Source organism: Embleya hyalina, assembly GCF_003967355.1.
In the GTDB taxonomy this organism is placed as follows: Bacteria; Actinomycetota; Actinomycetes; order Streptomycetales; family Streptomycetaceae; genus Embleya; species Embleya hyalina.
The window spans coordinates 250304-273303 of record NZ_BIFH01000020.1; the positions used below are offsets into that span (position 1 = coordinate 250304).

17 protein-coding genes are annotated in these 23000 nt (G+C 70.9%); 7 read left to right on the forward strand and 10 right to left on the reverse strand.

All coding sequences use genetic code 11. The features are described 5' to 3' along the window. Positions 1-100: 100 nt before the first annotated feature. From EMA17_RS20120 to EMA17_RS20145, 6 genes are all read right to left on the reverse strand, one after another. On the reverse strand, positions 101-1603 hold the full coding sequence (locus tag EMA17_RS20120; protein ID WP_126638451.1) for a CoA-acylating methylmalonate-semialdehyde dehydrogenase: 1503 nt from the start codon (positions 1601-1603) through the stop codon (positions 101-103). Positions 1604-1874: 271 nt separating this feature from the next. Beyond that, positions 1875-3305 (reverse strand): NAD(P)/FAD-dependent oxidoreductase, encoded by a 1431-nt coding sequence (locus EMA17_RS20125; RefSeq protein ID WP_126638452.1) that lies wholly within the window; start codon positions 3303-3305, stop codon positions 1875-1877. A 106-nt stretch (positions 3306-3411) separates the two neighbouring features. After that, entirely contained in the window at positions 3412-4212 is an 801-nt protein-coding gene (locus EMA17_RS20130; RefSeq protein ID WP_126638453.1) for an ABC transporter permease, read from the reverse strand. Further along, positions 4212-5111: an ABC transporter permease gene (locus EMA17_RS20135; RefSeq protein ID WP_126638559.1), complete on the reverse strand. Its 900-nt coding sequence runs from the start codon at positions 5109-5111 to the stop codon at positions 4212-4214. The genes EMA17_RS20130 and EMA17_RS20135 overlap by 1 nt, the downstream gene beginning before the upstream one ends. Positions 5112-5149: 38 nt before the next feature. Then, positions 5150-6301, reverse strand: coding sequence for an ABC transporter ATP-binding protein (locus tag EMA17_RS20140; protein ID WP_126638454.1), 1152 nt, complete (start codon positions 6299-6301; stop codon positions 5150-5152). 97 nt (positions 6302-6398) lie between these two features. Further along, positions 6399-7895: a gamma-aminobutyraldehyde dehydrogenase gene (locus EMA17_RS20145; RefSeq protein WP_174861403.1), complete on the reverse strand. Its 1497-nt coding sequence runs from the start codon at positions 7893-7895 to the stop codon at positions 6399-6401. Between the two features lie 363 nt (positions 7896-8258). Between EMA17_RS20145 and EMA17_RS20150 the strand changes: the two genes are divergently transcribed. Then, positions 8259-9872 (forward strand): PucR family transcriptional regulator, encoded by a 1614-nt coding sequence (locus tag EMA17_RS20150; protein WP_126638456.1) that lies wholly within the window; start codon positions 8259-8261, stop codon positions 9870-9872. Positions 9873-9879: 7 nt separating this feature from the next. On the opposite strand, the gene EMA17_RS20155 is transcribed toward EMA17_RS20150, so the two are convergent. Beyond that, positions 9880-11721: a serine/threonine-protein kinase gene (locus EMA17_RS20155; protein WP_160161479.1), complete on the reverse strand. Its 1842-nt coding sequence runs from the start codon at positions 11719-11721 to the stop codon at positions 9880-9882. Between the two features lie 251 nt (positions 11722-11972). On the opposite strand from EMA17_RS20155, the gene EMA17_RS20160 reads away from it, so the two are divergent. Next, the gene (locus tag EMA17_RS20160; RefSeq protein WP_126638458.1) at positions 11973-13103 is read left to right on the forward strand and encodes a hypothetical protein; all 1131 of its coding nucleotides are present in this window, start codon (positions 11973-11975) and stop codon (positions 13101-13103) included. A 159-nt stretch (positions 13104-13262) separates the two neighbouring features. Here EMA17_RS20160 and EMA17_RS20165 read toward each other — a convergent pair whose 3' ends face one another. Further along, on the reverse strand, positions 13263-14492 hold the full coding sequence (locus EMA17_RS20165; RefSeq protein ID WP_246126778.1) for a geranylgeranyl reductase family protein: 1230 nt from the start codon (positions 14490-14492) through the stop codon (positions 13263-13265). Between the two features lie 118 nt (positions 14493-14610). On the opposite strand from EMA17_RS20165, the gene EMA17_RS20170 reads away from it, so the two are divergent. Then, positions 14611-15810 (forward strand): cation:proton antiporter, encoded by a 1200-nt coding sequence (locus tag EMA17_RS20170; protein WP_126638459.1) that lies wholly within the window; start codon positions 14611-14613, stop codon positions 15808-15810. 73 nt (positions 15811-15883) lie between these two features. Here EMA17_RS20170 and EMA17_RS20175 read toward each other — a convergent pair whose 3' ends face one another. Beyond that, on the reverse strand, positions 15884-17101 hold the full coding sequence (locus tag EMA17_RS20175) for a polyamine ABC transporter substrate-binding protein (RefSeq protein WP_126638460.1): 1218 nt from the start codon (positions 17099-17101) through the stop codon (positions 15884-15886). A 192-nt stretch (positions 17102-17293) separates the two neighbouring features. Then, a complete protein-coding gene (locus tag EMA17_RS20180) occupies positions 17294-18724 on the reverse strand; it encodes a gamma-aminobutyraldehyde dehydrogenase (protein WP_126638461.1) in 1431 nt (476 codons plus the stop codon). A 186-nt stretch (positions 18725-18910) separates the two neighbouring features. On the opposite strand from EMA17_RS20180, the gene EMA17_RS20185 reads away from it, so the two are divergent. From EMA17_RS20185 to EMA17_RS20200, 4 genes are all read left to right on the forward strand, one after another. Beyond that, a complete protein-coding gene (locus tag EMA17_RS20185) occupies positions 18911-19402 on the forward strand; it encodes an Lrp/AsnC family transcriptional regulator (protein WP_174861399.1) in 492 nt (163 codons plus the stop codon). Next, positions 19399-20784 carry an aspartate aminotransferase family protein gene (locus tag EMA17_RS20190; protein WP_126638462.1) on the forward strand — a complete coding sequence of 462 codons (1386 nt, stop codon included), beginning with the start codon at positions 19399-19401 and terminating at the stop codon, positions 20782-20784. Before EMA17_RS20185 ends, EMA17_RS20190 begins: the two co-directional genes overlap by 4 nt. A gap of 175 nt (positions 20785-20959) precedes the next feature. After that, positions 20960-21616 carry a pyridoxamine 5'-phosphate oxidase family protein gene (locus EMA17_RS20195; protein WP_126638463.1) on the forward strand — a complete coding sequence of 219 codons (657 nt, stop codon included), beginning with the start codon at positions 20960-20962 and terminating at the stop codon, positions 21614-21616. Further along, on the forward strand, positions 21613-22992 hold the full coding sequence (locus tag EMA17_RS20200) for an NAD(P)/FAD-dependent oxidoreductase (protein ID WP_126638464.1): 1380 nt from the start codon (positions 21613-21615) through the stop codon (positions 22990-22992). Before EMA17_RS20195 ends, EMA17_RS20200 begins: the two co-directional genes overlap by 4 nt. The last annotated feature ends 8 nt before the right edge of the window (positions 22993-23000 follow it).

Consider the following 23000-nt stretch of genomic DNA (forward strand, 5'->3'; position numbering starts at 1 on the left):
CTGCCAGGGAAGGCGTGTGGAGGAAATGGCGAAGCCCGCCGGACCACGTCGTCGGGGTCGGGCGGGCTCGCCGTGAGGTCTCGCGAAAGCGAGGAGGTGATCAGTCGTTGGTGGGGAAGCCCAGGTTGATCCCGCCGTGGCTCGGGTCGAGCCAGCGCTGGGTGACGACCTTGCCCCGGGTGAAGAACTGCACGCCGTCGGCGCCGTACGCGTGCAGGTCGCCGAACAGCGAGTTCTTCCAGCCGCCGAACGAGTAGTAGGCGACCGGGACCGGGATCGGCACGTTGATCCCGATCATGCCGACCTCGACCTCGTTCTGGAACTTGCGGGCCGCGCCACCGTCGTTGGTGAAGATCGCGGTGCCGTTGCCGTACGGGTTGGCGTTGATCAGGGCCAGGCCCTGGTCGTACGAGTCGACCCGGAGCACGGAGAGCACGGGGCCGAAGATCTCGTCGGTGTAGATCGACATCTCGGGGGTGACGTTGTCGAACAGGGTCGGGCCGACCCAGTAGCCCTCCGCCGTGTCGTCCCCGTTGATCGGGTGGGTGCGGCCGTCGACCACGAGCGTCGCGCCCTGGTCCACGCCGGCCTGTACATAGGACAGCACCTTGTCGGCGTGCTGCCGGGTGACCAGCGGGCCCATCTCGGACGCGGCGTCGTTGCCCGCGCCGACCCGGAGCTTGGTCATCCGCTCCTTGATCTTGCCGATCAGCTCGTCGGCGATCGGCTCGACCGCGACCAGGGCGGAGATCGCCATGCAGCGCTCGCCGGCCGCGCCGAAGCCGGCGTTGACCGCGGCGTCGGCGACCAGTTCGAGGTCGGCGTCCGGGAGCACCAGCATGTGGTTCTTGGCGCCGCCCAGGGCCTGCACGCGCTTCCCGTAGCGGGTGCCGTTCTCGTACACGTACTTGGCGATCGGGGTCGAGCCGACGAAGGAGACCGACTTGATGTCGGGGTGCTCCAGGATGCGGTCCACCGCGACCTTGTCGCCGTGCACGACGTTGAACACGCCCTCGGGCAGGCCGGCCTGCTTCCACAGCTCGGCGAGGAAGTTCGCGGTCGAGGGGTCCTTCTCGCTCGGCTTGAGGATCACCGTGTTGCCGGTGGCGATCGCGATCGGGAAGAACCACATCGGGACCATCGCCGGGAAGTTGAACGGCGAGATGATCGCGACGGGACCGAGCGGCTGGCGGATCGAGTAGACGTCGATGCCGGTCGACGCCTGCTCGGAGTGGCCGCCCTTCTGCAGGTGCGGGATGCCGCAGGCGAGTTCCACGACCTCCTGGCCCCGGGCGATCTCGCCGAGCGCGTCGGAGTGCACCTTGCCGTGCTCGGCCACGATGATCGCGGCCAGCTCGTCCTTCTTGGCGTTGAGCAGCTCGCGGAAGTTGAAGAGCACCTGGGAGCGCTTGGCCAGCGAGGCGTTGCGCCAGCCGGCGAAGGCCCGGACGGCGACGGAGACGGCCTCGTCGACCTCTGCCACGGACGCGAAGTCGACCGTGCCGGTGACCTTGCCCGTTGCCGGGTTGTGGATGTCGCCACGGCGCTCGGACGTCCCCGTCCACTCCGCGTTGGCAATCCAGTGGGTTACGTGGTTCGTCACGGGTCCGACCTTCCGAGGTGATGTGGTTTCGCCAGTCTGCTGGGCGGGTGAGGGGTGCTCAACCTTCAGATTGTCGGTGATTGGGGCGTTTGGCTTACAGACCGTCTCGGTCGGGTTTTGTGGTGCCCACCCGCACCGCCCGTCGCGTTTCGGGCGCAGGCTGCGGATTCACCGCGGCGCGCGAGCCGACCGTGGCCCCGCGGCCCGCGTCGGGGATCGGGAGCACGCCGGAGGCCGCCGGCGGCGCGGCCGCCCCGCGCGCGGCGCGTTTCTAACTGTCGAAGCCCATGCCCAACCTGTCGAGGGTCTTCAGCCACAGGTTGCGCTTGCCGGCGTTCTTGTCGGCGCGGTCCATCGACCACTTGGTCATCGCGACGCCGGCCCACTTGATCGGTTCCGGGGGGAACGGAAGTGGCTTGGTGCGGACCATCTCCAGTTCCGTGCGCTCGGTCGGGCGACCGTCGAGCTTGTCCAGCATCACCTCGGCGCCGAACCGGGTGGCGCCCACACCGAGGCCCGTGTAGCCCATCGCGTAGGCCACCTTGCCCTTGTACGCCGTCCCGAAGAACGCCGAGAACCGGCTGCACGTGTCGATCGCGCCACCCCACGTGTGGGTGAAGCGCAGGCCTTCGAGCTGCGGGAATGTCTCGAAGAAGTGCCCCGCGAGCTTCGCGAAGGTCTCCGGACGCTGGTCCAGCTCCGGGGACAGCCGCGAGCCGTAGTGGTAGACGGCGTCGTAACCGCCCCACAGGATCCGGTTGTCCGCGCTCAGCCGGTAGTAGTGGAACTGGTTGTTCGTGTCGCCGATGCCCTGGCGGTTGCTCCAGCCGATCGCCGCCAGCTGCCCGGCGCTCAGCGGCTCGGTCATCATCGCGTAGTCGTAGACCGGGACCACGAACGGCCGCAGCCGCTTGACCAGCGACGGAAAGACGTTGGTGCCCAGCGCCACGTTGCCCGCGAAGACCCGCCCATAGGGCGTCTTCAGCACCATCCCCGAGCCGTGCTCGGCCAGTTCGGTGACCTTGGTGCGCTCGAAGACGCGTACGCCGAGCGACTCGCACGCGGCCTTGAGGCCCCAGGCCAGTCGGGCCGGGTCGACGATCGCGCAGCCCGTCTTGTCCCAGACGCCCGCCAGGTAGGTGGGCGAGTCCACCTCGGCCCGGACCTCGTCCCGGTCCAGGAAGGTCAGTTCGGTGCCGTACTTCGCCGCGAGGTCGATCTCCTCGCGCAGTTCCTCGACCTGGTGCGGCTGGGTGGCCACGTTGAGCTCACCGGTGCGGCGGAAGTCGCACTCGATGCCGTAGCGCTCGATCGCCGCCTCGATCGCGTCGAGGTTCTCCTCGCCGAGCCGTTCCAGCCGGGCGAGTTCGCCCTCCCAGCGGTCGAGGCCGTTGTAGAAGCCGTGGGTCAGGCTCGCGGCGCAGAATCCGCCGTTGCGACCCGAGGCCGCCCAGCCGATCTCGTGCGCCTCGATCAGGACCACGTCCCGCGAGGGGTTGCGCTCCTTCGCGATCAGCGCGGTCCACAGGCCCGAGTACCCGCCGCCGACCACCGCGAGATCGCAGTGGTCGTCGCCGATCAGGGCCGCGTGCGGCGCGGGGCGGTCCGGCTGGTCCAGCCAGAAGGGAACCGGCGCGGCGTCCGCGAGCGAGCGGACGGCCTCGACCGAGGGGGCAGGATCCGACGTGTTCCGGGGACCCATGGGGTTTCACCACTTTCGCGATGCCCGCCGGGGTCCCCTTGTCGGACCCCGGCGGTTTCACCGCATAGCTACGGATCTGGGAGTGTTCATCATCCAACAGGTGCGCCTAGGCGGGTTGCCTGGCCCGCCGCGACGCGCGGATCCGGCCGATCATCACGATCAGCACGGCGATCACGAACATCGCCGAGCCGATCACGTTGATCTGCGGCGGGGTGCCGCGCTGGGCCGCGCCGTACACGAACATCGGGAACGTGACCGTGTTGCCCGAGGTGAAGTTGGTGATCACGAAGTCGTCGAAGCTGAGCGCGAAGGCGAGCATCGCGCCGGCTCCGATGCCGGGTGCCGCGAGCGGCAGGGTCACCCGCAGGAACACCTGGGTGGGTGACGCGTACAGGTCCCGCGCGGCCTCTTCGAGCTTGGGATCCATGCCGAGCACGCGGGCCTTGACCGCGACCACCACGAAGCTCAGGCAGAACATGATGTGCGCGATCAGGATGGTCGTGAAGCCGGTGTTGATCCGCATGTTCAGGAACAGCGTGCCGAGCGAGGCGCCCATCACCACCTCGGGCATCGACATCGGCAGGAACAGCAGCGTGTTGATCGCGCCCCGGGCCCGGAACCGGTAGCGGCCGAGCGCGAAGGCGATCGCGGTGCCGAGGGCGGTGGCGATCAGCGTGGACGACACCGCGATCCTCAGGCTGACCTCGACCGAGTCGCAGATGCCCGCGACCCCGCACGGGTTCTCCCACGCGTCGGTGGTGAAGCCGTTCCAGGTGTAGTTGAAGCGCCCGTTCGGGTCGTTGAACGAGAACATCAGCACGACGATGTTGGGCAGCGTCATATAGCCGAGCGCGAGCAGGCCGATCAGCACGACGACGTTGCGACGCAACCAGTTGACGACGGCCATCAGACCAGGTCCTCCGTCCCCGCCTTGCGGATGTACGCCGTCACCATCAGCACGATCAGCAGCATCAGGATGAACGACAGGGCGGCGGCGGTCGGGTAGTCCAGGACGCGCAGGAACTGGGTCTGGATCACGTTGCCCGCCATGCCGGTGTCGGGCGAGCCGAGCCACTGCGCGTTGACGTAGTCGCCGGAGGCCGGGATGAAGGTGAGCAGCGTGCCGGAGACCACGCCCGGCAGCGACAGCGGGAAGGTGACCTTGACGAACGTGGTGCGCGGCGAGGCGTACAGGTCGCCGGCCGCCTCGTGCAGCCTCGGGTCGATCCGCTCCAGGCAGGCGTACAGCGGCAGCACCATGAACGGCAGGAAGTTGTAGGTCAATCCGCAGATCACCGCGAGCGGCGTGGCCAACACGCGGTCGTCCTGGGTGAGTCCGAGGAACGCCGTGACGTCGGTGAAGCGCAGCGTGTTGAGCACGTCCACGACGATCCCGTTGTCCGCGAGGATCGTCTTCCAGGCCAGGGTGCGGACCAGGAAGCTGGTGAAGAACGGCGCGATCACCAACACCAGCCACATGCCGCGCCACTTGCCCGCCTTGAACGCGATCGCGTAGGCGAGCGGGTAACCGATCACCAGGCACATCACGGTCGCCGCTGCGGCATAGCCGAACGAGCGCAGGAACTGCGGGTGGTACTGCTCGATCGCGTCCCAGTAGCCGGCCCAGTGCCAGGTGAGGTCGTAGCCCTTGGTCAGGTTGCCGGTCTGGAGCGAGGTGGAGCCCTGGACCACCATCGGAACGGCGAAGAACACCACGAGCCACAGCAGGCCGGGGGCGAGCAGTGCGTACGGCACCCATCTGCCGCGCCGCGCGGGCTCGTCGCTCGCCTTGTCGGTGGTGTCCACACCTCCCGTCGTGCCCGTGCCGAGGGTGCCGAGCGCGCTCACGCGGCGTCCTCGCTCGCCTCGGCGACGCCCGCGGTGAGGTCGCCCGATTCGAGCCCGAAGCCGTGCTCCGGGTTCCAGTGCAGCAGCACGCCGGCGCCGGGCACCAGGCGCCGGTCGCGCTCCATGTTCTGCTCGAAGACGGTGAATTCCTGACCCCACGGCATCCGCACCACGTACTGGGTGGAGACGCCGATGAACGCGGCGTCCACGATCACCCCGCCGTCGAGCCGGTTGCGGCCGTCCGCGACCTTCGCGTCGCTCGTGTGCACGATGGTGATCTTCTCCGGGCGGATGCCCATCACCAGCCGCTCGCCGTCGGCGGCGGAGCGCGCGGCGGGGAGCACGAGGCGGTTGCCCTGCGCGTCGAGCAGCAGATCGCCGTCGGCGCGCCCGGTCACCCGGGCCTCGACGAGGTTGGACTGCCCGAGGAAGTTGGCCACGAAGGTGGTCCTCGGCGACTCGTACAACTCGACCGGCGAGCCCAGCTGTTCTATGCGGCCGCCGTTCATCACGGCGATGGTGTCGGCCATCGTCATGGCCTCTTCCTGGTCGTGCGTGACGTGCACGAAGGTGATGCCCACGTCGGTCTGGATGCGCTTGAGTTCGAGCTGCATCTGCCGGCGCAGCTTGAGGTCGAGCGCGCCCAGCGGCTCGTCCAGGAGCAACACCTGCGGCGTGTTGATCAGCGCCCGGGCCACCGCGACCCGCTGCTGCTGGCCGCCGGAGAGCCGGGTCGGCTTGCGCTTGGCCAGGTGCCCGAGCTCGACCAGGTCGAGCATGTCCTTCACCTGCCCCGCGGTGTCCTTGACGCCGCGTCGGCGCAGCCCGAAGCCGACGTTGTCGGCCACGCTCAGGTGCGGGAACAGCGCGTAGTTCTGGAACACCGTGTTCACGGGGCGCTTGTACGGCGGCAGCGCCGTGACGTCGCGATCGCCGATGTGGACCGTGCCCGTCGAGGGCTGCTCCAGTCCGGCGATCATGCGCAACGTCGTGGTCTTGCCGCAGCCCGAGGCGCCGAGGAGGGCGAAGAACGATCCCGCGGGGATCGTCAGGTCCATGGGGCGGACGGCCGTGAAGTCACCGTAGTGCTTGCTCAGACCCGCCAAGGAGACATCGCCGGAGGCGCCGGCCCGCTGCTGCTCAGTCATGTTTCCTCTCGCCGCCCGGGACGGGTGAAGGCCCGTCCGCCGGCCACACGAGACGGCCGGGAGTTCTCGCTCTCGGCCGCCGATCCGGAAGGGGGGTCTACCGAGCTCCGAAGATGGTCCGGTGCCAGTCCTTGCGGGCGATGCCCGTGCCGTCGTACATGACGTGCTTGACCTGGGTGTACTCGTCGAAGGAGTACTGCGACATGTCCTTGCCGAAGCCGGATGCCTTGTAGCCGCCGTGCGGCATGTCGCTGATGATCGGGATGTGGTCGTTGACCCACACGCAGCCGGCCTGGATCTCCCGGGTCGCGCGCAGCGAGCGGAAGATGTCGCGGGTCCACGCGGACGCGGCGAGGCCGTACGGGGTGTCGTTGGCGAGCCGGATGCCCTCGTCGTCGCTGTCGAACGGCAGCACCACCAGCACCGGGCCGAAGATCTCGTCCTGCACGATCTCGCTGTCCTGGGCCACCCCGGTGACCAGCGTCGGCCGGTAGAAGGCGCCCTTGGCCAGGTCGCCGCCGGGGATCTCGCCGCCGGTGACGATGGTGGCGCCGTAGCCGCGGGCACGCTCGACGAAGCCGGCCACCGACTCCTGCTGTCGGCGCGAGACGAGCGGGCCGAGGTCGGTCGCGGGGTCCGTGGTGTCGCCGAGGCGCACACCGTCGTACAGCTCCGCGACCCCGGCGACGAACGCGTCGTAGAGCGGACGCTGGACGTAGGCGCGGGTGGCGGCGGTGCAGTCCTGGCCGGAGTTGATCAGGGACGCGGCGACCGCGCCGTTGATCGCGGCGTCGAGGTCGGCGTCGTCGAAGACCACGAACGGGGCCTTGCCGCCCAGTTCGAGGTGCAGCCGCTTGACCGTGCGCAGGGCCACCTCGCCGACCCGCTTGCCCACTCCGGTGGAGCCGGTGAAGGAGACCATCGACACGTCGGCGTGGCCCATCAGGTATTCGCCGACGGTCCGTCCCTTGCCGGTGACCACGTTGACCACGCCGTCGGGGATGCCCGCGTCCGTGCACGCCCGCGCGAACATCAGCGAGGTGAGCGGGGTGATCTCGGCCGGCTTGAGCACGATGGTGTTGCCCGCGGCGATCGCCGGGAGGATCTTCCAGGCGGCCATCTGCAGCGGGTAGTTCCACGGCGCGATCGAGCCGACCACGCCGATCGCCTCGCGGCGCACCATGGAGGTGGAGCCGGCCGCGTACTCCCCGGCCGCCTTGCCCTCCAGGTTGCGCGCGGCGCCCGCGAAGAACGCGGTGTTGTCGATCGTGCCCGGTACGTCGAACTCGGTGGTCAGCCGGATCGGCTTGCCCGCCTGCGCGCTCTCCACCCGGGCGAAGTCCTCGGCCCGCTCGTCGAGCAGCGCGGCCAGTCTGTTCAGCGCGCCGGCCCGCTCGCCCGGGGTGGCGCCCGACCACTGCGGGAAGGCGCCCTTGGCGGCGGCGACCGCCGCGTCCACGTCCGAGGGGTCCGCGAGGGTCAGCGTCTCGACCGTGTCGCCGGTGGCGGGGTTCACGACGTCGAACGTCTCCCCGGACGAGCCCTGCCGCAGTTGTCCCCCGACGTACTGATGACCGTTGCCGAAGTCCTGCATAGGCATGGGAGCCCTCCAAGGGAATTTCGATGAGCCGACGGGCGTCGCGGGGGGTGGTTATGCGCGTGAGCCGCGTCAGCGTAGGACGATGCCGTTTCGACACGGGGTGCCGCAACAGGCACATCGACAGGTACGGGGCCATGGCCTTTACAGGTCGTGAATCGCCGGCACGAACCCCGGGGCGGGAGGTCGAACCCGCCGGCGACCTGTCACCATGGAAGCACCGCCCGCCGAGCCGTTTACAGCTTGCTCACGGTTTGCTCGCGGGTTCCCTTCTCTCGGGATCCCTCGGATTCCCCCGGCTTCCCCCCGGGAACCAACCGCCCCGCGGTCGGGTCGTAGTCAGCACGCGGAGGTTGTCGAATGTTCCCCACCGTTTCCGACGTACTGGCCCTCGATATCGTCCGGCGTGGCCGCCCGCAGGTGGTGGCGGGCGAGCGTGGCCTGGCCCGTCCGGTGCGCTGGGTGCACATCAGCGAATTGCCCGACGTGACCCGCCTGCTCAAGGGCGGCGAGCTGGTGATGGCCACCGGCATCGCGCTCCCGGAGGAGCGTGAGGGGTTGCAGCGCTACATCCGCGATCTGGCCGAGGTGGACGCCGCCGGGCTCGTGCTCGAACTGGGCCGGCGCTACACCGAACAGCTGCCGCGCGCGCTGGTCGCCGCGGCGGAGCAGGTCGGCCTGCCGGTGATCACGCTGCGCAACGAGACCCGGTTCATCGGCATCACCGAGGCCGTGCACGCGCTGATCATCGACGCCCAGTTGGCCGAGTTGCAGGCGTCCGAGGCGGTGCACCAGGCGTTCAACGAGCTGGCCGTGGAGGGCGCCGAGCCCGCCGAGGTGGTCCGTCAGGCGTCCCGGATGGCCGGGCGGCCGGTGATCCTGGAGAACCTGGCGCACCAGGTGCTGGCCTACGACGCGGCGGGCCTGGCGGCCGAGGCGCTGCTGGAGAACTGGGAGGACCGCTCCCGGCAGCTGCGGCTGTCCACCCGCACCGCCTTCGACGAGCGCACCGGGTGGCTGGTGACCACGGTGGGCGCCCGGGGACACGACTGGGGCCGGCTGGTGCTGGTCGGCGACGGCACCCCGCCGCCCGCGCAGCAGACCATGCTCCTGGAGCGGGCCGCCTCCACGCTGGCGCTGAACCGGCTGGTGGTGCGCGACCGGGAGAGCCTGGAGCGGCAGACCCACCGCACGCTGCTGTCCGGGATCCTGACCCACTCGTACACGGTGGCCGAGGTGACTCTGCGCGCCCGTGCCCTGGGCATCCCGCTGGAGGGTCGGCGTCTGGTCGGCGTGGTGTTGCGGCTGCGGCGCAACACCACGCCCGCCGCGCTGGAATCCCAGGCCCGGCTGCGCGACTTCACCGAGATCGCCGCCGCCGCGGTGCGCGAGCGCCGGTTGGCCGCGCTGGTCGGCGGGCTCGACGACGACAACGTCGGGCTGCTCGTCGCGCTCGCCTCGCAGGACACCGAGGACGCCGCGTTGGAGGGCTTCTCCGGCGCGATCCGTCGGCTCGCGCCGGACCTCGCGGACGACATCGTGGTCGCGGTGGGCTCCTCGGTGGGCGCGGCCCGCGACGCGCGGCGCTCGCTCCTGGAGGCGACCCAGGTCGCCGACGCGGCACTGCACCAGGGCGGCAAGGCCGCGTTCTACCGGCTGCCCGACGTGCGGCTGCGCGGTCTGCTGCACCTGCTGCGCGACGACGCGCGGCTGCAGACCTACGTCGAGCGCGAACTCGGGCCGCTGCTGGCCTACGACGCGCAGCAGGGCACCCAGCTGGTCCCGATGCTCCGGATCTATCTGGAGCACGGGCGCAACAAGTCCGCCGCCGCCGATGCCGCGCACCTGTCCCGGCCGTCCTTCTACGAGCGGCTGCACCGGATCGAGCGGGTGCTCGGCGTGGACCTGGACCAGGTGGAGAGTTGCCTGTCGCTGCACGTGGCGCTGCTCGGCCTGGAAGCGCTCCGGCGCTGACCGCCGCTCAGGCGGCCGGCCGGGTGCCGGCGAGGGTGAAATCGTTCATCGCGAGCGCGTGCAGCACCCAGTCGCGCGGCCACAGTTGTTCGGTGCCGAACACATCGACCTCGACGTAGATCCCGTCGATGATCACCGACGCCAACATCGCGTGCCGGGCAATACCGGACTCGGTCCAGGTGTATTCCCAGACCACGCCTTTCCGGCCGTGAATGGCACGCGACTCGAAGGTCACTTTCCGATAGTCGCGAAATACCCGGGCCGCGTTCTGTTCGTCGTCGCGCCACTGTTCCAGCAGGTCGCTGGTCTGCTGGAAGGCGGTCCGCCCGGTCAACACGGTCGGGCCGGCCGGGTCGGTGTAGATCACGCTCTGGTTCTGCTCCTTGCGGGTCCAGCCCTGCGGGACCGGCCAGGCGAAGGTGCTCTCGTCGACCCGGTGCACGGGGATCGGCGCGCTTGTCGGGGGCGCGGTGGGGTACGCGGCCAGGCCGGTCGGCGGATCGGCGGCCGGTCGCGAGCCGGACCCGGTGACCGGCGGCGGGTTCGGCCGGGACGACGCCCCTCCCGTGTCGCCGCCTCGGCCGCCGGCACGGGCGAGCAGCACCGCCGCCACGATCGCGCCGGCGACGAGGAAGGTGACGATCGGGAGCAGCACCGCCAACAACCGACGGCGCGAGCGGGCCGGTCGCGGGCCGCGGGAGGGCAGCGGGAAGGTCGGCGGATTCCCGGCCCTCGTCGAGCCGCCGGGTCGGCGCCCGGGCGGCGGCGCGGCGGGCACCCGGGGCAGCGGATCGAACGATCCGGCCTCGTCGGGGGCGGGTCGCGCGGCGGGCGGCAGGTCGCACGGCGGCGGTTGCCGGTGCGGGGAGGGCACCAGCGTCGCGTCCGGGTCGGTCGTGTCGGGGTCGCCTCCGTGCGGGTCCGTCCGGTACGGGTCGGTCGAGGCCGGGTCGGTCACGGCCGGGTCCCCCGCCTCCACCGCCCCGGGCCCCGACGCCCACCCGAGCATGGTGGGCCGGATCGGCCGGGTCGCGTCGTCCGCGCGCCGGCGGCCCTCCGCGGCGACCACCGCGTTCAGCCGCGCCTCCACCTCGGCGCTGCTCGGGCGCAGCGTCGGATCGCGCCGGAACAGATCGCGAACCAGTGGCTCCAGCGGCCCGATCTCCTCCGGCACCTCGGGCTCGGCGATCACGATCGCGTGCATCGTGGCCACCGGGGTGGCCCGTCGGAACGGCGAGGCGCCGGTGACCGCCGCGCACAGCGTGACGCCCAACGACCACAGGTCCGAGGCCGGTCCCGGGTGTTCGCTCTCGATCCGCTCCGGCGCCATGAACTCGGGCGAACCCAGGATCGCGCCGGTCCCGGTCAGTCCGCTCACGCCCTCCAGGGCGGCGATGCCGAAGTCGGTGAGCACCGCGTGCCCGTCCCGCTCGATCAGGACGTTGCCCGGCTTGACGTCGCGGTGGATCACCCCGTGTGCGTGCACGACGCCGAGCGCGCGGGCGATCTGTACCGCCATCGCCGCGGCGGCGTGCGGGGTGAGCGGCCCGTCCTCGGCCAGGATCGTGTCCAGCGAGCGGGCGTCGAGCAGTTCCATCACGATCCACAACCGGTCGTCGTCCTCGACGTAGTCGTAGACCCGCACCACGTTGGGATGGTTGATCCGGGCGGTCGCCTGGGCCTCGCGCAGACTTCGCTCGCGGAAGGACCGGGACGCGTTGCGCCCCCAGCCCGTACTGATCACCTTCGCCGCCACGGGTCGGTCGAGCAGGCGATCCCGGGCCCGCCACACGGTGCCCATTCCGCCGCTGCCGAGCACGCTCACCAACTCGTAACGGGCTCCGACCACGAAGCCCGTCCCACCCTCACCAGGCGCGCCCGACATCGGCTTTCCCCCAGGTTCGCCGCTTTTCAAGATCAGACCATTTCAGCTTTACCAGAGTTATCCCCCAAAAGCCGTCCTAAAGCCTGGGACGGACATGGTAGAACGAATCGTCACACATAGCGGGAGGGGGATACCGCATGTTCCTGTGGAGAAAACTTCGATCAGAAAATGTCAAGCGAGCCGCGTTGATCATTTCTGTTCCGGTCGGAATAGGGATGATTCTGAACGCCGGCCTCGCCGTCGCGGATACCGACGCGAGCGGGTCGGTACCGCGAACCGGCGGCGAGGGACACACGCAGACCCGGCACCCCACCGGTGAGGGCACCAGGCCACCGGTCACCACCAAACCGCCCGTGAGCACGAAGCCGGCCACGACGTCGGCGCCGGGCACCCACCGACCGACCACCGAACCGCCCACCACCCGGCCGCCGAGCAGCACCCGGCCGCCGACCACGACACCACCGACCACGGGGCGGCCCGGCACCACCCCGCCGCCCACCGGGCCGTCGACCACGGCGCCGCCGGCCACCCGGTTCGGGGTGACAACCGCCCTCCAGATCACCTTCGACGCCCGGGGTCGGGGCACGATCTGGTTCACCGTCACCAACGACACCGACAAGGCCCAGCCCGCCCGGGACGTGTACGCCTACAGCACGGGGCAGTTGCGGATCACCTCGGTGGCCGGCTGCTCGGCCGCACCCGCGCTGCGGGACCCGGGCCCGACCTGGGCGACCACGTTCAAGTGCGCACCCGGTTCGCTCCGGCCGCACGAGACCAAGCGCTGGTCGGCGTCGGTGGAATACCCGCCCGCCGCGGCCGGGTCGCCGCGCGCGGCCCGCGCGGAGGTACGGCTCCCGCTCGCGCCGGAGACCGACATCTCCACGTTCTGCGTCCTGGTGGTACCCGAGGGCGCCGCGGACACCTCGGTGATCCTGGGTCGGGCCGGACCGCTGACCCTGATCGGCCGGGCCGACAACAACGACCCGTCGTTCATCGGCTACACCGTCGACACACCCCTGCCGAGCTTCCCGGGCGGGACCTCCGGCGGAGGCACGTCGGGCGGCGGCACGAGCGGCGGCGGTTCCACCGGTGGCGGGAGCACCGGCGGCGGCGCCGGTGGTGGAAGCACCAGCGGTGGAAGCACCGGCGGAGCCGCGGACGGCACCACTCCCGGCGGCACCGACCGAACGCCGCCGAGCACCCTGCCCAAGACCGGACCCGACGACGACACCCTGTCGCTCGCGGGCGGCGCGGTCGGCCTGCTGCTCGTCGGCAACGCGCTGTTCCAGGGCGCGCGGGTGCGCCGGATCCACTCCGCCGAGGGCGAGGAACCGGAGCAGGACTGACCCGAAGCCCGACCCGGCCCACCGCGACACCGCGGCACCCGCGACACCGCACCACCCGGGCCGGCCGCACACCCGACACGACACGGCCCCGGGCCCGCGCGCCGCGGACCCGGGGCCGTGCCCGGTGCGCCGACCGATCGACGACCGGCAGGCGCTCGATCAGTGACCGGTCAGCGCCAACACCCGCCGGGCGGCGGGCCGTTCGAGCAGGTCGGCGAACGTGGCGCGCCCCTGGACAACCTTGCGGAACACCCGCCAGCCCTGCGGCAGCGTGGTCACCGCGTGGTGCAACATCGCCGGGTGCCGCTCGAAGACGTCGAGCAGGATCCGCCCGGCACGCATCTCGCGACCGAGCACCGCGTCCACGTCCGCGTGGTAGTCCGCGCCGATCTTGTCCACCTCGGCCACGGTGTCGACCCCGGCCACCTGCGCGGCCCGCTCCCCCGCCAACCGGCCCGAGCGCAGCGCGTACGAGATGCCCTCGCGCGTCCAGGGTTCGAGCAGCCCGGCGGCGTCCCCGGCGACCAGCACCCGGCCGCGCGACAGCGGCGCGCTCTCCTTGCGGCAGCGGGTCAGATGGCCCGACTCCACCGCCGGCCGGAACCCGGCCAGACCCAGCCGGCCGATGAAGTCGCGCAGGTAGGCACGGGTGGCCTCACCCTCGCCGCGCGCGCAGATCACCCCGACGGTCAACGTGTCGCCCTTGGGGAACACCCACCCGTACGAGCCCGGCAGCGGACCCCAGTCGAGCAGGATCCGCCCGCGCCAGTGCGCGGCGACCTCCGGCGGCACCGGGATCTCCGCCTCCAGGCCCAGATCGACCTGGTCGAAGGTGACCCCGACGTAGGCCGAACTGCGTCCCGCGCTGCCGTCCGCGCCGACCACCGCGTTCGCGCGCACCGTCTCGCCGCCCGCGAGGGTCAGTTCCACCAGGCCGTCGTGCTCGACGATCCGGGAGACCGCGATGCCCTCGCGCAGCACCGCGCCCGCGGCCACCGCGGCCCGGGTCAGCGCCTCGTCGAAGCGGGCCCGGTCGACCAGTCCGATCAGCGTGGTCCGGGCCGAGCGGACCCGACGGCGGCGTCCGCGCAGGGTGAACTCGACCTCGCGGACCAGGTCTTCCACGGGCGGCTCGAAGCCCGGCGGGAGGGCGTTCTTGGACGGGCCGATGATGCCGCCGCCACACGTCTTGTAGCGCGGGAGTTCGGCCCGGTCCAGGACCAGCACGCGGCGTCCAGCGCGCGCCGCGGCCAGCGCCGCCGACGCGCCGGCGGGGCCCGCGCCGATCACCACGACGTCCCAACCCGAGGGCTCCCCGGGGTCGTCGGCGTGGTCGGTGGGCGTTGCGACGGCGGGCACGGCGGTGGCCTCTGGGGAGCTGCTAGTCATGGAAATCGACCCTAGTGCCACCACGCCGTACGTCCGTCCGGGCGGCTCCCGCCCGCCCGCACGACCCCCGCCCGCGCGTCTGTCCGAATAGCCGGCGAATGCGCCTTATGCTCCGCCGGTGTCCCACGACAGCGCGCCGTTCCTGATCGTCCTGGCCCTGGCCTTCGTCGCGCCGCTGGCGGCCGATCTGCTCGGGCGACGGATCCCGGTACCCACCGTCGTGCTCGAACTCCTGCTCGGCGTACTGGTCGGACCGTCCGTTCTGGACTGGGTGCACGAGACGAGCGTGCTCACCTTCGCGGCCAACTTCGGGCTGGCCTTCCTGATGTTCCTGGCCGGCTTCGAGATCGACCCGTCCCGGCTCAACGGTCGGCCGTTGCGCCTGGCCACGCTGGGCTGGGTGGTGTCCCTGGTGGTCGGCCTGGCGGTCGGGCTGCTCCTGGTGTGGTCCGGTTCGACCATGTCGCGCCTGGTGGTGGGCCTGGCCCTGACCACCACCGCGCTCGGCACGCTGTTGCCGATCCTGCGCGACGCCGGAGCGCTGCCCACCCGGTTCGGCGCGCGGGTGATGGCGATCGGCACCCTCGGCGAGTTCGGTCCGATCGTGGCGATCTCGCTGCTGCTGGGCGGGCGCAACGCGGATGCCTCGGCGGTCGCGCTGGCCTGCTTCGCGGCGGTGACGCTGGTGGTGCTGGCGTTCGCGCGCCGGCCGCTGCCCTCGGCGCTCGACCGGGTGGTCCGGGCCACCCTGCACTCCAGCGGCCAACTCGCCGTCCGACTGGCCGTGTTGGTCCTGGCGGCGCTGGTCTGGGCGGCGGACGAACTCGGCCTCGACGCGCTGCTCGGCGCGTTCGCGGCCGGCCTGATCATCCGGCTGCTGCTGTCCGACATGCCGGCCGAGTCGCGCGAGACGGTGGCGGCCAAGCTGGACGCGATCGGCTTCGGGATGTTCATCCCGGTGTTCTTCGTGATCAGCGGCGTGCGCTTCGACGGGCGGGCGCTGTTCGCGGACCTGGGCACGGTGGCCCTGCTCCCGCTGTTCCTGGCGCTGTTGCTGCTGGTCCGCGGCGTGCCGACCTACCTGCTGGAGCGCGCTTCCCCGGTCGCGGTACGCCTGGGCCTGGCCCTGTTCGCCTCGGCCGGCCTGCCGCTGATCGTGGTGATCACCGGAATCGGCGTGGCGGAGGGCGAGTTGCGGGCGGGCACCGCGGCCGCGATGGTCGGCGCCGGCATGGTCTCGGTGCTGGTGTTCCCGCTGCTCGGACTGCGCGCCTACCGCAAGGCGCGGGCCGCCGACCCGGCCATGGCGGAGCACTGACCACGCCGGCCGGAACCGAGGCCCGCCGACCGTCCGGGGCCCGCCGACCCGCCGACCGGCACTTGCCGCCGGCTCACAGACCGATGATCTTCCCCCACGCCTTCTCCCAGCGCCGCTCCTCGTCCTCGGTGGTCTCCCGCATCCCGTGCAGCTTCGCGGTCATCTCCGCGTCCGGGAAGATCAGCGGGTTGGTGGCCGACGCGCGCGTCTCCTCGTCCGAGGACTCGGCCAGCACCTGCTGCGCGGCCGGCACCGGACACACGTACGCCACGTAGTTCGCCAACTCCGCGGCGATCTCGGGGTCGTAGTAGAAGTCCATCAGCTTCTCGGCGTTGGTCTTGTGCGCGGCCTTGTTCGGCACCATCAGGTTCTCCGACCACAGTTCGGCACCCTCCTCGGGCACCACGAACTCGATGTCGGGGTTGTCCAGCTTGAGCTGACCCACGTCGCCGGAATACGCCTGGCAGGCCAGGATGTCGCCGCTGGCCAGGCCCGAGGTGTAGTCGTTGCCGGTGAAGCTGCGGATGTGGTCCTTGTCCACCAGCTTCTGCATCCGCTCCATCACCTTGTCCACGTCGGCGTCGGTGAACGCGCGGATGTCCGAGCCCTCGCCGAGCATCAGCAGCGCGACCGCCTCCATGAAGCCCGCGAACACGGTGACCCGGCCCTTGAGTTCGGGCCGCCACAGGTCGTTCACCGACCGGATCTCGCGGTCCACCAGCTTCTTGTTGTACGCGATGCCGGTCATCCCGCTCTGCCACGGCACGGTGTAGTCGCGCCCGGGGTCGTAGCCGGGGCTGCGCAACGATTCGGCGAGGTTGGCGCCCACCCGCGGCAGATTGGCCTTGTTCAGCTTCTGCACCCAGCCGAGCCGAACGAAGCGGGTGCACATCCAGTCGGAGATGACGATGGCGTCGCGCCCCGGCTCCTTGCCCGCCTGGATGGCCGGGTGGATCTTACCGAAGAACTCGTCGTTGTCGTTGATCTCCTCCGAGTACCGGACCTTGATCCCGGTCCTGTCGGTGAACGCGTCGAGCGTGGGGTGGCGCTGCTCGTCCTCGTCGTCGACGTCGATGTACAGCGCCCAGTTGGAGAAGCGGACCACCTTCTCCCGCTCCGACCGGTCCGTTCCGCCGCGCCTGCTCTCCTCGACATACGCCGAGGGCACGCCGCACGCGGCCAGCGCGCCGACGGCCGCGGCCGCGCCGGTGCCGCGCAGGAACATCCGCCGGTCCACCCGATGCCCGGCAATCCGCAGCGGGGATCGGGCGCGAGTGCGGGCGCGGGTCATCGGCGACTCCTTGGCGGTACGGAACGGGGCCTGTTCCCTGGGCGCGGGGACGCGCCGGGCGTACGGACGGCCCACCGCATCGTGGCCGGGTCCCGCCCCGGACGGCAACACGCACCCTGTCAACCCTCGCGGAGCGGAGTTGACAGGGTGCGTGCGGGTGTCGCGGGGGTGCCGCTCGCGCGGCGCGGCGGATCAGGCGTCGTAGTTGGTCATCACGTGCTTGATCCGGGTGTAGTCCTCGAAGCCGTAGCCGGAGAGGTCCTTGCCGTAGCCGGAGTGCTTGAAGCCGCCGTGCGGCATCTCGGCGACCAGCGGGATGTGCGTGTTGATCCACACGCAGCCGAAGTCGAGCCGCTTGGCCATCCGCATCGCCCGGCCGTGGTCCTTGGTCCACACCGAGGAGGCGAGCGCGTACTGCACGCCGTTGGCGTTGGCCAGCGCCTCGGCCTCGTCCTCGAACGCCTGGACGGTGATCACCGGGCCGAAGACCTCGTTCTGGATGATCTCGTCGTCCTGCTTCAGCCCCGAGACCACGGTCGGCGCGTAGAAGAAGCCCTTGTCGCCGACCCGGTGACCGCCGGCCTCGACCTTGGCGTGTCCGGGCAGGCGGTCGATGAAGCCGGAGACCTGGGCGAGTTGGTTGACGTTGTTGACCGGGCCGTAGTCGGCGTCGTCCTGCGGGCCGGTGGAGGTGGCGTTCGCGGCGGCGGCCAGCGCGGCGACGAACTCCTCGCGGATCGAGGAGTGCACGAGCACCCGGGTGGCGGCGGTGCAGTCCTGGCCCGCGTTGAAGAAGCCGGCCCCCGCGATGCCCTCGGCCGCGGCGGCGATGTCGGCGTCCTCGAAGACCACGACGGGCGCCTTGCCGCCGAGTTCGAGGTGCACCCGCTTGAGGTCCTTGGACGCGCTCTCCGCGACCGACATGCCGGCCCGTACCGAACCGGTGATCGAGGCCATCGCCGGGGTCCGGTGCTCGACCATCAGCCGACCGGTGTCGCGGTCGCCGCAGATCACGTTGAACACGCCGGCCGGCAGGATCTCGCCGATGATCTCGGCGAGCAGCACGGTGGACGCCGGCGTGGTGTCGGACGGCTTGAGCACCACGGTGTTGCCTGCGGCGAGGGCCGGCGCGAACTTCCACACCGCCATCATCATCGGGTAGTTCCACGGCGCCACCTGGGCGCAGACACCGACCGGCTCCCGTCGCACCATGGAGGTGTGCCCCGCCATGTACTCGCCGGCCGACTTGCCCTCGAGCATGCGCGCCGCGCCCGCGAAGAAGCGGATCTGGTCCACCATCGGCGGGATCTCCTCGGACGCGGTCAGCGCCCGCGGCTTGCCGGTGTTGCGACACTCGGCGTCGATCAACTCGTCGGCACGCTTCTCGACCGCGTCGGCGATCTTGAGCAGGGCGAGCTGGCGCTCGGCGGGCGTGGTCTCGCTCCAGCTCTCGAACGCCGTGGCCGCCGCGCGCATCGCCGCGTCGACGTCCCGCTCGCGAGAGAGCGGGGACGTCGCGTAGACCTCGCCGGTGGCGGGATCGACGATGTCGAGCGTGCCGCCGTCCGCGGCGTCGGTGAACGTGCCGTCGATGTAGTTGCGCAGAGTACGCAGGTCGCTCATGTCCCAAGTCTCCTTCGAAAACGGGGCGGCGCCGGCAGGACGGCGAGGGGGTCGATTCCCGACCTGGGCCGCGATCCCAGCCTAACCGGATTGCTGTCGGTATCCGCATCCCCATCACACACCAACAACTGAATCAGTTGTCTGATTGAGCAAAGTCAACGGATTCCCTTGCGAAAGGCCCATCTGATGAGGCAGAGTGACCACGTGGCCGGTCGAGACAGAAACCCGAGTGCGCCGGCCGACGCCGTGTCGAAGGCGATCATCGAGCAGCTCCAGGAGGACGGACGCCGCTCGTACGCCGCGATCGGCAAGGCCGTCGGTCTCTCGGAGGCCGCCGTGCGCCAACGCGTACAGCGCCTGCTCGACCAGGGCGTGATGCAGATCGTCGCGGTGACCGATCCGCTGACCGTCGGCTTCCATCGCCAGGCCATGGTCGGGGTTCGCGTCGAAGGGGACATCGAACCCGTGGCGGACATACTGGCCACGATGGAGGAAGTGGACTACGTCGTCATCACGGCGGGTTCGTTCGACCTCATCGTGGAACTCGTATGCGAGAACGACGACCACCTGCTCGACATCATCAACAAGAGGATCCGAGCGATTCCGGGCGTACGGAGCACCGAGAGCTTCGTCTACCTGAAGCTCCGGAAGCAGACCTACCAGTGGGGTACTCGATGACACAGCAGTACGACAACGCGGCCCTCTCCAAGAGCGCCTACGACCACCTGTGGATGCACTTCACCCGCATGTCGTCGTACGAGAACGCTCCCGTGCCGACCATCGTGCGCGGTGAAGGCAGCTACATCTGGGACACCAACGGTCGCAAGTACATCGACGGCCTCGCCGGCCTGTTCGTCGTACAGGCCGGGCACGGCCGCGCCGAGCTGGCCGAGGTCGCCCGCAAGCAGGCCGAGCAGCTGGCCTTCTTCCCGGTGTGGAGCTACGCCCACCCCAAGGCCGTCGAGCTGGCCGAGCGCCTGGCGAACTACGCCCCGGGCGACCTGAACAAGGTCTTCTTCACCACCGGCGGCGGCGAGGCCGTCGAGTCCGCGTGGAAGCTGGCCAAGCACTACTTCAAGCTGACCGGCAAGCCGACCAAGCACAAGGTCATCTCGCGGGCCATCGCCTACCACGGCACCCCGCAGGGCGCGCTGTCGATCACCGGCCTGCCCGACTACAAGGCGCCGTACGAGCCGCTGGTGCCGAGCACCTTCCGGGTGCCCAACACCAACCAGTACCGCAAGCCGGAGTTCCTGGCCGACGACTCCCCCGAGGCGTTCGGCCGCTGGGCCGCCGACCAGATCGAGGTGGCGATCCTCAACGAGGGCCCCGACACCGTCGCCGCGGTCTTCCTGGAGCCGGTGCAGAACGCCGGCGGCTGCTTCCCGCCGCCGCCCGGCTACTTCCAGCGTGTGCGCGAGATCTGCGACCAGTACGACGTGCTGCTCGTCTCGGACGAGGTCATCTGCGCGTTCGGCCGGCTCGGCACCATGTTCGCGTGCGACAAGTTCGACTACGTGCCGGACATCATCACCTGCGCCAAGGGCATGACCTCGGGCTACTCCCCGATCGGCGCGATGATCGTCTCCGACCGCCTCGCCGAGCCGTTCTACAACGGCAGCGACAACGTCTTCATGCACGGCTACACCTTCGGTGGGCACCCGGTGTCCTCCGCCGTGGCGCTGGCCAACCTCGACATCTTCGAGCGTGAGGGCCTGAACCAGCACGTGCTGGACAACGAGTCCAAGTTCCTGGCCACCCTGCAGAAGCTCCAGGACCTGCCGATCGTCGGCGACGTGCGCGGCAACGGGTACTTCTACGGCATCGAGATGGTCAAGGACAAGAGCACCAAGGAGACGTTCGACGAGGACGAGGCCGAGCGCCTGCTCCGCGGCTTCCTGTCCACCGCGCTCTACGACAACGGCCTGTACTGCCGCGCCGACGACCGCGGCGACCCGGTCATCCAGCTGTCCCCGCCGCTGGTCGCGGACCAGGGTGTGTTCGACGAGATCGAGCAGATCCTGCGCGGAGTGCTGACCGAGGCCTGGACCAAGCTGTAGAACGCGCCGTCGAATCGACGGTGGGCACCGGCATTTCGACGAACCCTCAGTGAGGCTGCCGCCGTCGCGCACACACCCGTGCGCGACGGCGGCAGACTCATATCCGGCGCCGAATCCCCCGAAACACCCCGAACCACCGGAACCATCGGCACCACCGACATCCCGAAGAGGCCCGATGAGTCACCCCGTCCCCGGCTCCACTCCTCGAACCCGCATACGCCGCCTGCCCGATCACGCCGTCGAGGACCGGGCCGCGCTGCACGCCGTGCTCGACGCCGGCCTCGTCGGCCACCTCGCCATCACCGGCGAGGACGGACAGCCGTTCGTCCTGCCCGTCGCCTACGCCCGGGACGGCGAGCGGGTGTTGATCCACGGCTCGACCGGCAGCCGACTCTTGCGCGGTCTGGCCGCCGGCGCGCCCACCTGCCTGACGGTGACCCTGCTCGACGGCCTGGTGCTGGCCCGATCCGCCTTCGAGTCGTCGATGCACTACCGCAGCGCGATGGTGCTCGGCTCGTGCGCGGTGCTCCCGGACGCCGAGAAGGTCGCCGCCCTGGACCTGCTCACCGACCGACTGCTCCCCGGCCGCCGCGACGACCTGCGCCCGCACTCGGCAAAGGAGTTGGCCGCGACGCTCGTCCTCGCGCTGTCCCTGGACGAGGCCTCGGTGAAGATCTCTTCCGGACCGCCCGACGACGACGAGGCCGACCTCGACGCCCCGATCTGGGCCGGCACGGTCCCGATCACCGAGCACTTCGGCACCCCGATGCCCGCCCCCGATCTGCGCTTCGACCTCCCCGCGCCGGACTACCTGAGGACGTGGACCCGATGACCACCGACTATCGCGACGTGTCCCTGTGGTTCGACACCCTCGGCGAGGACGTCACCGCGCGCCCCGCGCTCACGGGCGACCTGGACGTCGACGTGGCGATCGTCGGCGCCGGCTACACCGGCCTGTGGACGGCGTACTACCTGGCCAGGGCCGATCCCTCGCTGCGGATCGTGGTGCTGGAGCGGGAGGTCGCCGGCTTCGGCGCGTCCGGCCGCAACGGCGGCTGGTGCTCGGCGCTGTTCCCCGCCTCCATCGCCAAGGTGGCCCGCGACAGCACCCGGGAACGCGCGATCGCCCAGCAGCGGGCGATGAACGCGACCGTCGACGAGGTCGGCCGGGTGGTCGCCGCGGAGGGCATCGACTGCGACTTCGACAAGGGCGGCACGGTCGTGCTGGCCCGCACCCCGGTACAACTGGCCCGCGCCCGCGAGGCGGTCGCCGGGGAACACGCCTGGGGCTTCGACGACTCCGACGCCCGGCTGCTCGACGCCGCCGAGGCGCGCGCGATGGTCGGCGCCACGGACGTGCTCGGCGGCACCTACACCCCGCACTGCGCGGTGCTCCACCCCGCCAAGCTGGCCCGCGGCCTGGCCGCGACGGTGGCCGGCCTCGGCGTGCGCGTCCACGAGCGGACCCCCGTGCTCTCGATCGAGGACGGCGTCGCCGTCACCCCGCACGGCCGGGTCCGCGCCGACGTGGTGGTCCGCGCCACCGAGGGGTACACCCCCGAGCTGGCCGGCTTCCGCCGCGACCTCGCGCCGGTCTACTCGCTGATGATCGCCACCGAGCCGCTGCCGAAGGCCTTCTGGGACGAGGTGGGCCTGGCCCGCCGGGAGAGCTTCAGCGACATGCGGCACCTGATCATCTACGGCCAGCGCACCGCCGACGACCGCCTCGCCTTCGGCGGACGCGGCGCGCCGTACCACTTCGGCTCGAGGGTACGGCCCGAATTCGACCGCGACGAGAAGGTCTTCGCCGAACTGCGCCGGGTGATCACCGAGTTGTTCCCGGCCGTCGCCGACGCGCGGATCACCCACACCTGGGGTGGCCCGCTGGGCGTGGCCCGCGACTGGTACGCGAGCTGCGGCCTGGACCGCGCCCGCAAACTGGCCTGGGCCGGCGGCTACGTCGGCGACGGCGTGGGCACCACCAACCTCGCCGGCCGCACCCTGGCCGACCTGATCCGCGACGAGTACACCGACCTGACCCGGCTGCCCTGGGTCCGCCACCGCTCGCCCCGGTGGGAGCCGGAGCCGCTGCGCTGGATCGGCGCCAACGTGGGCCTGCGGGTGATGGCGGGCGCCGACGTCGAGGAGCGGCGCACCGGGCGCGACTCGCGCCTGGCACACGCGTTCGGCCGGTTCCTGGGTCACTGAGCCGGGCC